This window comes from Streptomyces sp. NPDC050448 (assembly GCF_040655295.1).
In the GTDB taxonomy this organism is placed as follows: domain Bacteria; phylum Actinomycetota; class Actinomycetes; order Streptomycetales; family Streptomycetaceae; genus Streptomyces.
Map to the genome: position 1 here is coordinate 20,988 of NZ_JBFAJR010000032.1, position 12,282 is coordinate 33,269.

Genomic DNA, 12,282 nt, shown 5'->3' on the forward strand with positions numbered 1-12,282 from the left:
CACGCAATGGCGCGCGACAGGAGCCAGAGGACATGCAGACCAAGCTGGACGAAGCAAAGGCCGAGCTGCTCGCGCGGGCGGCCCGGGTAGCTGAGCACAGCCCGGCCGGGGGGCTACTTCCGACTGGGTCCGAGCAGGGAGAGCGCCCCGACCGGGACACCACTCTCGCCTACCTCCAGCGCTACTACCTGCACACCGCCCCGGAGGACCTCCTCGACCGGGACCCGGTCGACGTGTTCGGCGCGGCGCTGTCGCACTACCGGCTCGCCGAGAACCGGCCGCAGGGCACCGCGAACGTGCGCGTGCACACCCCCACGGTCGAGGAGAACGGCTGGACGTCCAGCCACTCGGTCGTCGAGGTGGTCACCGACGACATGCCGTTCCTCGTGGACTCCGTGACGAACGAGCTGTCCCGGCAGAGCCGCGGCATCCACGTCGTGATCCACCCGCAGGTCGTCGTCCGCCGTGACGTCACCGGCAAGCTGATCGAGATCCTCGGTCCCGACTGCGACGCGCACGGCCCCAAGACCGCGCGCCCCCACGACTCCCTCGTCGAGTCCTGGATCCACGTCGAGACCGACCGCGAGACCGACCGCGCCGACCTCAAGCAGATCACCGACGACCTGCGCCGCGTCCTGTCCGACGTCCGCGAGTCCGTCGAGGACTGGGAGAAGATGCGCGACGCCGCGCTGCGCATCGCCGACGACCTCCCGAACGAGCCCACCGCGCCCGACCTGCGCGAGTACGAGCTCGAAGAGGCCCGTGAGCTGCTGCGCTGGCTCTCCGACGACCACTTCACCTTCCTCGGCTACCGCGAGTACAACCTCGTCGACGGCGACGCCCTGGCCGCCGTGCCCGGCACCGGCCTCGGCATCCTGCGCTCCGACCCGCACCACAGCGGCGAGGACGCCCACCCCGTCTCGCCGTCCTTCAACCGGCTGCCGGCCGACGCCCGCGCCAAGGCCCGCGAGCACCGCCTGCTGGTGCTGACCAAGGCCAACAGCCGCGCCACCGTGCACCGCCCCTCGTACCTCGACTACGTCGGCGTCAAGAAGTTCGACGCCGAGGGCAACGTCGTCGGCGAGCGCCGCTTCCTCGGCCTGTTCTCCTCCGCCGCGTACACCGAGTCCGTGCGCCGCGTCCCGGTCATCCGCCGCAAGGTCGCCGAGGTCCTCGAGGGCGCCGGCTTCTCGCCGAACAGCCACGACGGCCGCGACCTGCTGCAGATCCTGGAGACCTACCCGCGCGACGAGCTGTTCCAGACCCCGGTCGACAAGCTCCGCGAGATCGCCACCTCCGTCCTGTACCTCCAGGAGCGCCGCCGGCTGCGGCTGTACCTGCGCCAGGACGAGTACGGCCGCTACTACTCGGCGCTCGTCTACCTGCCGCGCGACCGCTACACCACCGGCGTGCGGCTGCGCCTGATCTCGATCCTGCAGGAGGAACTCGACGGCATCAGCGTCGACTTCACCGCCTGGAACACCGAGTCGATCCTCGCCCGCATCCACTTCGTCGTCCGCGTCCCGCAGGGCACCGAGCTGCCCGTGCTGACCGACGCCGACGTCGAGCGCATCGAGGGCCGGCTGGTCGAGGCCGCCCGCTCGTGGGCCGACGGCTTCGGCGAGGCCCTGGTCTCCGAGGTCGGCGAGGAGCGCGCCGCCGAGCTGCTGCGCAAGTACGGCAGCTCCTTCCCCGAGGGCTACAAGGCCGACCACAAGCCGCGCGCGGCCGTGGCCGACCTGTGCCACCTGGAGCGGCTCTCCGCGAGCGACCGCGAGTTCGCGCTCTCGCTGTACGAGCCGGTCGGCGCGGGCCCCGGCGAGCGCCGGTTCAAGATCTACCGCACCGGTGAGCAGGTGTCGCTGTCCGCGGTCCTGCCGGTGCTCCAGCGCCTGGGCGTCGAGGTCACCGACGAGCGCCCGTACGAGCTGCGCTGCAGCGACCGCACCAACGCGTGGATCTACGACTTCGGCCTGCGGATGCCGCTGCCCTCCGGCAACGGCGACGGCGCGGCGTCCAACTACTTCGGCGACGACGCCCGCGAGCGCTTCCAGGACGCCTTCGCCGCGGTCTGGCAGGGCGACGCCGAGAACGACAACTTCAACACCCTGGTGCTGAGCGCCGGGCTCACCTGGCGCCAGGCCGTGGTGCTGCGCGCGTACGCGAAGTACCTGCGCCAGGCCGGCGTGAACTTCAGCCAGGACTACATGGAGGACACCCTCCGCAACAACGTCCACACCACCCGGCTGCTGGTCTCGCTCTTCGAGGCCCGGATGTCGCCCGGCCGCCAGTCCGCCGGCACCGAGCTCATCGACGCCATGCTGGAGGAGCTGGCCGGGGCCCTGGACCAGGTCGCCTCGCTGGACGAGGACCGGATCCTGCGGTCCTTCCTCACGCTGATCAAGGCGACCCTGCGCACCAACTTCTTCCAGCTCAACGACGCGGGCGAGCAGCACGCGTACGTGTCGATGAAGTTCGACCCGCAGGCCATCCCGGAGCTCCCGGCTCCGCGCCCGGCCTACGAGATCTGGGTGTACTCCCCGCGCGTCGAGGGCGTCCACCTGCGCTTCGGCAAGGTCGCCCGAGGCGGCCTGCGCTGGTCCGACCGCCGCGAGGACTTCCGTACGGAGATCCTCGGCCTGGTCAAGGCGCAGATGGTCAAGAACACCGTCATCGTGCCGGTCGGCGCCAAGGGCGGCTTCGTCGCCAAGAACCTGCCGGACCCGTCGGTGGACCGCGACGCGTGGCTCGCCGAGGGCATCGCCTCGTACAAGATCTTCATCTCGGCGCTGCTCGACATCACCGACAACATGGTCGGCGGCGAGGTCGTGCCGCCGCACGGCGTGGTCCGCCACGACGGGGACGACACCTACCTCGTCGTCGCCGCCGACAAGGGCACCGCGACCTTCTCCGACATCGCCAACGGTGTCGCCGAGGCGTACGGCTTCTGGTTGGGCGACGCGTTCGCGTCGGGCGGCTCGGCCGGCTACGACCACAAGGGCATGGGCATCACCGCCCGCGGCGCCTGGGAGTCCGTCAAGCGGCACTTCCGCGAGCTGGGCCACGACACCCAGACCGAGGACTTCACGGTCGTCGGCGTCGGCGACATGTCCGGCGACGTGTTCGGCAACGGCATGCTGCTCTCCGAGCACATCCGCCTGGTCGCCGCCTTCGACCACCGGCACATCTTCATCGACCCGACCCCGGACGCGGCGACCTCGTACGCCGAGCGCCGGCGCCTGTTCGAGCTGCCGCGCTCCTCGTGGGCCGACTACCAGAGCGAGCTGCTCTCCGCGGGCGGCGGTGTCCACCCGCGCTCGGCGAAGTCCATCCCGGTCAACGCGCACGTCCGCGAGGCCCTCGGGATCGAGGCGGGCGTCACCAAGATGACCCCGGCCGACCTGATGCAGGCGATCCTCCAGGCTCCCGTGGACCTGCTGTGGAACGGCGGCATCGGTACGTACGTCAAGGCGTCGGCCGAGACGCACACGGACGTCGGCGACAAGGCCAACGACGCCATCCGCGTCAACGGCGGGGACGTCCGGGCCAAGGTCATCGGGGAGGGCGGCAACCTGGGCCTGACCCAGCTCGGCCGGATCGAGTTCGCCCGGATCGGCGCCGGCGGTGAGGGCGGCAAGGTCAACACCGACGCCATCGACAACAGCGCGGGCGTGGACACCTCCGACCACGAGGTGAACATCAAGATCCTGCTCAACGCGGTGGTCACGGACGGGGACATGACCGTCAAGCAGCGCAACAAGCTGCTGGCGGAGATGACCGACGAGGTCGGCCGCCTGGTGCTGCGCAACAACTACGCGCAGAACGTGGCCCTCGCCAACGGCATCGCCCAGGCCCCCAGCCTGCTGCACGCCCAGCAGCGCTTCATGCGCCGCCTCGAGTCGGCCGGCCTGCTGGACCGGAGCCTGGAGTTCCTGCCCGCCGACCGGCAGATCCGCGAGCTGCTCAACAACGGCAAGGGCCTGACCCAGCCGGAGCTGGCCGTCCTGTTCGCCTACACCAAGATCACGGTGGCGGACGAGCTCATCGCCACCGCGCTGCCGGACGACCCGTACCTGCGCCGCCTGCTGCACGCGTACTTCCCGGGCGCCCTGCGCGGGAAGTTCCCGGAGCAGATCGACACGCACGCGCTGCGCCGCGAGATCATCACGACGCTGCTGGTCAACGACACGGTCAACACCGGTGGTTCGACCTTCCTGCACCGTCTGCGCGAGGAGACCGGCGCCTCCACGGAGGAGATCGTCCGGGCGCAGCTCGCGGCCCGCGAGATCTTCGGCCTGGCCGAGGTGTGGGACGCGGTCGAGGCACTGGACAACAAGGTCGCGGCCGACGTCCAGACCCGGGTGCGGTTGCACTCGCGGCGCCTGGTCGAGCGCGGCACCCGCTGGCTGCTGAACAACCGGCCGCAGCCGCTCCAGATCACCGAGACCATCGAGCTCTTCGGTGACCGGGTGAGGCAGGTCTGGGCCGAGCTGCCCAAGCTGGTGCGCGGCGCCGACCTCGAGTGGTACCAGTCGATCATGGACGAGCTGACCGGCGAGGGCGTGCCGGACGAGCTGGCGGCCAAGGTCGCCGGGTTCTCCTCGGCCTTCCCGACGCTCGACATCGTCGCGATCTCGGACCGCACCGGCGTCGACCCGCTGGGTGTCGCCGAGGTGTACTACGACCTCGCCGACCGCCTGGACATCACGCAGCTGATGGACCGGATCATCGAGCTGCCGCGGGCCGACCGCTGGCAGTCCATGGCCCGCGCCTCCATCCGCGAGGACCTGTTCGCGGCGCACGCCGCGCTGACCGCCGACGTGCTGGCGGTGGGCAACGGCGACTCGTCTCCCGAGGAGCGCTTCAAGGCGTGGGAGGAGAAGAACGTGGCGATCATCAGCCGGGCCCGGACGACCCTGGACGAGATCCGGGGATCGGACGACTTCGACCTGGCGAACCTGTCGGTCGCGATGCGGACGATGCGCTCGCTCCTGCGCGCACACGCCTAGCCGCGCGCAGCCGGAACGGCTGAACGGGCGGCCCCGGGACCTGATGGTCCCGGGGCCGCCCGTTCCCGTAGGGGCGCCGGCCGTGGTCCACGGGGCCCTGACGGGCGCCGCGGGCGGGCGGGCCGCGCACGTCGGCGCCGGCGCTTCGCCGGTCCCGGTCTCAGCGGCCTGAGGTGAACTCCTCGTACGCGTCGCAGACCTCGGCGGAGGGGCCGTCCATCCGCAGGACGCCGGACTCCAGCCAGATCGCCCGGTCGCAGGTTTCGCGAACCGTGCCGATGCTGTGGCTGACGAGGAAGACGGTGCCGGCCCGCTCGCGGAGCTCCTCGATGCGTGCCTGGCTGCGGCGCTGGAAGGCGGCGTCGCCGGTGGCCAGGGCCTCGTCGATCATCAGGACGTCGTGGTCCTTGGCGGCGGCGATGGAGAAGCGCAGCCGGGCGCCCATGCCGGAGGAGTACGTGCGCATCGGGAGGGAGATGAAGTCGCCCTTCTCGTTGATGCCGGAGAAGTCGACGATGCCCTGGTAGCGCTCGCGGACCTGCTGCTTGGACATGCCCATCGCGAGGCCGCCGAGGACCACGTTGCGCTCGCCGGTGAGGTCGTTCATCAGGGCGGCGTTCACGCCGAGGAGCGAGGGCTGGCCGTGGGAGTAGATCTTGCCGCGGGCCACGGGCTGGAGGCCGGCGATCGCGGAGAGCAGGGTGGACTTGCCCGAGCCGTTGGAGCCGATCAGGCCGATGGCCTCGCCCTTGTACGCGACGAAGGTGACGCCCTTGACGGCGTGCACCTCGCGCATGCCCGGGGCGGGCTTGCGGGAGAAGATCCGGCTGAGGGCGGCGGTGGCGCCGCCCTTGCGGGCGCCGGCGCCGTGCACCTTGTAGACGACGTGGACCTCGTCGGCGATGACGGTGGGGACGCGGGTGTCGGGGACCGCCGCGGGCGGTGCCGGGTGCGCGGGTGCGGTTGCGGTGTCAGCCACGGCCGTACTCCTCCTCAGCCTTCCAGAAGTAGATGAATCCGCCGACGCCCGCGAGCAGGGCCCAGCCGACGGCGATCGCCCATACGTGGTGCGGGAGCGCGTGCGGGTCGAAGCTGTCGATCAGCGCGTAGCGCATCAGGTCGATGTAGACGGCCGCGGGGTTGGTCTTGAGCACGACGGTGACCCAGTGCGCGAGGTGGTCCTTCCTGAGCATCTGGTCGATGGACCACATGACCCCGGAGGAGTACATCCACGTGCGCAGGATGAACGGCATCAGCTGGCTGATGTCCGGGCTCTTGCTGCCGAGGCGGGCCATGACCATGGCGACGCCGGCGCAGAAGACCGCCATCAGGAGCAGTGCGGGGGCGGCCAGCAGCCACTTCACGGTCGGCGTCTGGCCGCAGGCGAACAGCAGCAGGACGAGCGCGCCCATGGTGACCAGCAGCTGCTGGAAGAGCTGGACGACGGTCGACAGCGGCAGGCTGGCGCGAGGGAAGTGCAGGGCGCGGACCAGGCCGAGGTTGCCGTGGACGGCGCGGGTGGAGGCGTTGATGGAGCTGCCGATGAAGTCCCAGACGAACACGCCGGTGATCAGGAACGGGATGTAGTCCGGCACGTCGTGGCTGGCGTTCATGACGACGCCGAAGATGAAGTAGTAGACGGCCGCGTTGAGCAGCGGCGTCACCAGGTGCCAGACCTGGCCGAGCCTGGCGGTGCTGTACGTGGCGTGCATCCGGGCGGTGGCGTACGCGGTCACGAAGTGGCGGCGGCCCCAGAGCTGGCGCACGTAGCTCGGGAGCGAGGGGCGGGCGCCGCTGACGGTCAGGCCGTGGGCCGCCGCCAGTTCTGCGAGCGAGGCAGGCGCGGCGGGCGCGGCGGCGACAGCGAGCGCGGCGGGCGTGGTGGTCACGTTCACGGGGGTCACGGGGGTCGCTTTCGACGGGGATCGGATGCGTCGGCCGGCGATGGGACGAATACGTATCGTCGCTACGGCGAGGTTAGGGCGCGACACGTCGGAACGCAACCGTATCGTCGTGACGGGTTGGTCCCGGCGTGCGCGGCTATGCTCTGTGCATGACCACGGACCCTGCCGCCGCCCCCACCCCCGCTCCCGCCCGCCGCGCCCCCGCCGGGGCCGCCGTCCTGCGCAAGGACGTGACCGAGGCGATCCGGGCCGCGGTGCTGGACGAACTGGCCGCGGTCGGGTTCTCGCGGATGTCCATCGAGGGGATCGCCCGGCGCGCGGGGGTCGGCAAGACGGCCGTCTACCGGCGCTGGAAGTCGAAGCTGCACCTGGTGCTGGACCTGGTGGGGGCCTTCGCGGTGGACGGCCTGCCGGTGCCGGCGACGGGATCGCTGTACGGGGACGTACGGGCCCTGCTCGAAGTGATGTCGCATGTGCTGCGGCACCCGGTCGCCTCGGCGGTGATCCCGGACCTGCTGGTCGAGGCGGCGCGCAGCCCGGAGATCGCGGACGCGGTGCGCGGCGCCCTGCTGGACGGGGAGCGGCGGATGGCCGAGGGGATCGTGTCGGAGGCGGTGGCCCGGGGCGAACTGGCGCGGGGAACGGATCCGGGCCGGGCGCTGGACCTGGCGATCGGCCCGCTCTACTGGCGGCAGGTGGTGGTCCGGGACGCCGTGCCGGCGCAGTACCTGGACGACCTGGCCAGGTCGGTGGTGGCGGGCCTGACGGCCACGTCGTCCGCGTCCTGACGGGGGCCGAGGGGAAGGAACCGGGCCCCGCCCCGGGCCCCGCGCGGGAAACGCCGGGGGAGCCGGGGAGGCGGGACGGGCCGGAGCCGGCTAGCGGGTGTAGAAGGCCACGCGGAAGCCCAGATCCACGTAGGCGTTCTGGGGCGGGTCGTACGAGCGGAACTGGATCATGCGGGCGCGCTGTTCTCGGGAGAACCAGGAGCCCCCGCGGACGATGCGGTCGCCCGGGGCCCGGAGGTCCTCGCGGCCGGGCCGGGCGTCCTCGTACGACCGGGCCAGGGACCGCGTCCACTCCCACACGTTGCCGATCATGTCCTGGGGGCCGCCCTCCCTGGCCGCCCAGGGGAACAGGCCCACGGGCACGGAGCGCTGGGTCCAGCCCTGCGCCGTGCGGACATGGGCCATGCCCTCCTGCCACTCGTTCCCCCACGGGTAGGGGTCGGGCGCCGGCCGGCCCAGGCAGGAGCACTCCCACTCGGCCTCGGTGGGAATGTCCGCGTAACCGTTGCCGTCCAGCACGTTCCGCTCGCGCAGCCGCTTCGTCAGCCAACGGCAGTACGCCAATGCCTCCCACCAGTTCACCCCGACGACCGGCTGGGTGGGCTGGTTGTAGCGGGGATCCCACCAGTAGAGCGGCACCTGCCGCAGCAGCAGCTGGTCCACGTACTCCTGGAGGGACTCCTCGTCGACGATGCCCTCCCGCATCTCCTTGCTCAGATGGATCCGCTGGGTGTCCGTCGACCCGGCACGCGGTCCGTCCGGCGCGTCGATGAAGGACGGGTCGTGCCTGACCCACAGCCGCGCCGGCCCGTCCGGCCAGCAGTCCAGGTCCTGGTACCCGCCCGAGGCGACGAACTGCGCGTAGTCCCGGTTGGTGACGGGCAGCGTGGAGATCCGGAAGGAGCCGATGGCCTCGGTGCGCTGCGGGAACCAGTCGATGTGCCGGTACTTGTCGTCCTGCGAGTTGAGCGGGGTCGTGGAGCCGATGGGGTAGTCGCCCGCCGGTACGGCGCAGCTCCGGGCGAGGAACGAGCCTGATCGCTCCTCCCACGTGGACGGGTTGAGCTGCGCCTGCACGGTGGCCGCGCGGGCCCGGGTCTCGAGATCCTGCCCGCGGTCCCCGCGGGCGGCGGCTGCGGCGTCCGAGACCGAGCGCCGCAGCCGCCGTACGAGCCCGGACGGCTCCGAGTCCGGCCGGGCCGCCGCGAGGATCACGAGCAGCTCGCCGGCGAGCAGCCACAGCGGCAGCCCCTCGTCGTCGGCCTCCTCTGCGGCGCCCACCAGCTCGGCCGCCGTGCCGGTGACGAGGCGGTGCCCCTCGGGCGTGGTCTGGGCGCTGGCCCAGTAGCGCAGCGGGGCGTGCCAGATGGGATGGCGGCACAGCCCGACGATGGTCTCCGAGTCCCGGCGCGCCAGTGCGCAGCCGGCGAAGTAGTCGCGGAAGAGGTTCTCCCTGAAGGAGAGCTGGGTGGCCGTGTCGACCGCGAGTATGCCGTGGCCCTTCCTGAGGAACTGCACGTAGTCGACCACGGCCGGGTACGCGTCGAGGAACTCGAGGTCCTCGCCCAGCGCCCGCAGGATGGGCTCCTGGACGGCGGCCGCGGAGATGGAGTTCGCCTCGGGGTGCGCCGATCTCAACGAGGTGATGGAGAAGCCCACTTCCTCGATGATCCGCTGGATCTCCGTGTCGTAGCAGGGCCGCAGGAGGCACGGGTCCGCGGCGGCCGCGGCGCGTCTGCGGGGACGCTTGTGCAGGAACTCCTCCGAGGCCAGCCGGCAGAAGTGTCCGACGGACGTGGGGACCTCGTGGTTGCGCTCGGTGGAGACGACCAGGAGGTGCAGCAGGTACGGGACGCGCGCGGCCGAGGCGAGAGCGCTGTCGCCCCGGATCGCGGCGATGAGCCGCTCGGAGAGCTTTCCTTCGTGAGTGGTCATCAGGCGGTGAACCATCCGGTGATGTAGTTCTCGAGGTCGCGCTGCTTGGGCGGCCGCAGGAAGTAGGCGCTGACGTCGCGCGCCCTCGCGCACTCGGCGGAGAACCAGCTCGAATCCGAGACGGTCACGAGGACACGCAGGTTGCGGAAGTGCACGTGGAGCTGCGCCAGGGTCTGCAGGACGGTGCGCGGCGACCAGTTGTCGGAACTCGCGTGGCCGCGCAGGGGAACGTCCTCCACGCCGTCCACGAAGAGGAAGGCCCGGTCGAGCGAACCCCGCAGCAGGGTGCGTGCGTTGCCGCCGTAGACCCCGATCCCCGAACGGGTGACGGCGGCGTCCGTGATGGCCTCGGCGGTCGCCGCGAAGTCTCCCTGCGCGGGCACGTCGAGGGCGTTGACGAGCAGCGGTACGGGCGCCTCCGTGTCGCCGTCCAGGGCCCGTTCCGCGAGCAGCGAGGCGTAGTGCGTACAGATCGAGGTGCGACCGGAACACGGCGGCCCGATGAGCACCACGGAGCGGCCCGCGCCGTGCAGGACGATGCCGTCGAGGGGCAGGCCCGGCGTGTCCTCGTCGCCCGGCGGGGCGGTCCGGGCCAGGGCGTCGATCTGCCGTACCTCCCGGGGGATCCAGACCGCATCCAGGGGACGGTCGGGGAAGGCGACGGCGTCCGCGCCCTCCTGGCTCGTCGCCGACAGGGCGCGCAGCGCGCCCAGGTAGTGGACCAGCTCCACGGGAAGGTCCCGCGGGGCCGGGTCCGGTGCGGGCGGCGGCCCCGGATCGGCCGGGCCCGGCTGATCCGGGACGCGGTCACTCGTCCCGCGGGGCGCCTGCGGGTTGATGCGACGGATCGCCGGGCGTGCGCCCTGCGGGCCGGAGCCTTCTTCAGGGGTCATCTCACCTCACCCATCACGGGCCGGCCGGATGCCATGACGCGGGCTCGGGGACGGCGGTGATGCCCCCCAGCTCCGACCGGCTCCAGAACCGTCCATCACTGTCTGCGAATACGAACTTCAGCGGGAGTGCCCGGCGCTGGTCCGGCTGCACGGTCAGCGGGACCTCGTAGTCCGTCCGGCCGGGGACGAGCGGCCCGAGCTCCTCGTGGCACAGGTGCACCGATCCGTCCGGGCTGTCCGCCCGCCACCGGAAGACCGGCAGGGAGGTGGAGTTCTCCACCTGCACCGCCCAGTACGGCTGACCTCCGTCCGACAGCACCGTCATCCACGCGGCCGCGGCGGTGCGCTGCCTCCTCCGTTCCTGGTTCTCCGAGCGCAGGACCGTGCCGACGGCGGCCGTGACCGCGCCGACCTGGCCCACCCCGCTGACCCAGTCCCCCCATGTCCCCGCCGCGTCGTGGTCGAATTTCCTCCCGTACGGCTGGAGTCCCCACAGCGGAAGGGAGAGGAGCAGGACCACCGCGGCCAGGAGCCCCCAGCGCATCGCCCTGCTATGCCATATGGCCTTCAGGTCTGCTGCCGCCACTCGGTACGCACCTCACAGGAATCGCCGCGGGTCCATCACACGCAGGGCATCCGCCTGGCCGGCCGTCAGCCCGGCCCCGGACAGGATGCTCCGTACCAGCGCCGCCGTGATCGGGGCGAGGGTGATCCCGACGCCGAAGTGGCCGGTCGCCATGACGACCCTGCCGTCGGCGTCGGCGTTTCCCACCAAGGGGTAGCCGTCGGCCGTCCCCGGCCGGATCCCGGCCCAGGAACCGACCAGCCTCCAGTCCCGCGAGGCCGGCACCACCAGCCGCAGCGCGGCCAGCAGCCGCTCGGTCGCACGGTCCTCCGGCTCCTCGTCCCAGCGGCCCTGGTCGTACGTCACGCCGACCACCACCCGCCCGTCGTGGCGCGGGACCACGTACGACGAGACCGTGGTGTCGTCCAGGGCGACCTTGCAGTACACGTGGTGGCGCAGCGGGTAGCCCCCGCTGCCGGGCACCACCAGCTCGGCGGCCTGGCCCCGTACGGGGAACTGCCCGCCGGGCCGGCTGGGCACGAGCTCGGGGCTCCACGCCCCCGCGGCCACCACGCACCGGTCCCCCCGGACGACGCCACCGCCTTCCAGCAGCACCTCGACCCCCTGGGCGCCCGGTGTGACACCCCGCACCCGGGCACTGGCCACGACCTCGATCCGCGGATCCCGGCGCACCACCTCGCGCAGGGCGGACATCAGCACCCGCGGCTCCAGGGCGCCCTCGCTCGGCAGCCGTACGGCCGACAGCACGGCCGGCGACAGCAGCGGCTCGGCCTGCGCCGTGCTCCCCGCGTCGAGCTGCTCGACCCGGAAGCCCTGCTCCACCCACTGCGGGACCAGCTGCTCCTGGACCCGCCGCTGCTCCGAGGGGTCCAACGCCACTTGGAGGAGCCCGGAGTCCAGGAACGGCACCGCGATCCCGGATCCGGCCTCCAGCCCCGCGAGCCACTGCGGGTACATCCGACGGCTCGCCTCGGCGAACTGCCGCAGCGGGCCGCGGCAGAAGTCGTCGCTCTGCGGTGTGATCCCGCCGATGGCCGCCCAGCTCGCCGCCAGCCCGGTGTCCGGCCGGGCGTCGAGGAGCACGACCCTGTCGAAGAGGTCGCTCGCCGCCGCGGCGACCGCGCAGCCTATGACGCCCGCTCCGACGACGACGAGTGCGGAGCCCAT

General features: G+C 71.9%; 8 protein-coding genes. 2 read left to right on the top strand and 6 right to left on the bottom strand.

Annotated elements, in window-relative coordinates; genetic code table 11:
- The first annotated feature begins 32 nt into the window (after window positions 1–32).
- Window positions 33–5,009 (top strand): NAD-glutamate dehydrogenase, encoded by a 4,977-nt coding sequence (locus AB0I68_RS29375; RefSeq protein WP_363180391.1) that lies wholly within the window; start codon window positions 33–35, stop codon window positions 5,007–5,009.
- A gap of 160 nt (window positions 5,010–5,169) precedes the next feature.
- Here the strand turns inward: AB0I68_RS29375 and AB0I68_RS29380 are convergent, their stop codons facing one another.
- Both AB0I68_RS29380 and AB0I68_RS29385 read right to left on the bottom strand, forming a co-directional pair.
- Complete coding sequence (locus AB0I68_RS29380) at window positions 5,170–5,988, bottom strand: ABC transporter ATP-binding protein (RefSeq protein ID WP_363180392.1); 819 nt, start codon at window positions 5,986–5,988, stop codon at window positions 5,170–5,172.
- The gene (locus tag AB0I68_RS29385; protein WP_363180393.1) at window positions 5,981–6,898 is read right to left on the bottom strand and encodes an ABC transporter permease; all 918 of its coding nucleotides are present in this window, start codon (window positions 6,896–6,898) and stop codon (window positions 5,981–5,983) included. Before AB0I68_RS29385 ends, AB0I68_RS29380 begins: the two co-directional genes overlap by 8 nt.
- A 164-nt stretch (window positions 6,899–7,062) precedes the next feature.
- Here AB0I68_RS29385 and AB0I68_RS29390 point away from each other — a divergent pair, with 164 nt between their 5' ends.
- Complete coding sequence (locus AB0I68_RS29390; RefSeq protein ID WP_363180394.1) at window positions 7,063–7,701, top strand: TetR/AcrR family transcriptional regulator; 639 nt, start codon at window positions 7,063–7,065, stop codon at window positions 7,699–7,701.
- 90 nt (window positions 7,702–7,791) lie between these two features.
- Here the strand turns inward: AB0I68_RS29390 and AB0I68_RS29395 are convergent, their stop codons facing one another.
- The 4 genes from AB0I68_RS29395 to AB0I68_RS29410 are packed head-to-tail and all read right to left on the bottom strand — an operon-like array spanning window position 7,792 to window position 12,282.
- Window positions 7,792–9,636: an SUMF1/EgtB/PvdO family nonheme iron enzyme gene (locus AB0I68_RS29395; protein ID WP_363180395.1), complete on the bottom strand. Its 1,845-nt coding sequence runs from the start codon at window positions 9,634–9,636 to the stop codon at window positions 7,792–7,794.
- Entirely contained in the window at window positions 9,636–10,529 is an 894-nt protein-coding gene (locus AB0I68_RS29400; RefSeq protein WP_363180396.1) for a hypothetical protein, read from the bottom strand. Before AB0I68_RS29400 ends, AB0I68_RS29395 begins: the two co-directional genes overlap by 1 nt.
- Before the next feature lie 13 nt (window positions 10,530–10,542).
- Window positions 10,543–11,073, bottom strand: a complete 531-nt coding sequence (locus AB0I68_RS29405; protein ID WP_363180397.1) for a hypothetical protein — start codon at window positions 11,071–11,073, stop codon at window positions 10,543–10,545.
- 54 nt (window positions 11,074–11,127) lie between these two features.
- Window positions 11,128–12,282, bottom strand: a complete 1,155-nt coding sequence (locus AB0I68_RS29410) for an FAD-dependent oxidoreductase (protein WP_363180398.1) — start codon at window positions 12,280–12,282, stop codon at window positions 11,128–11,130.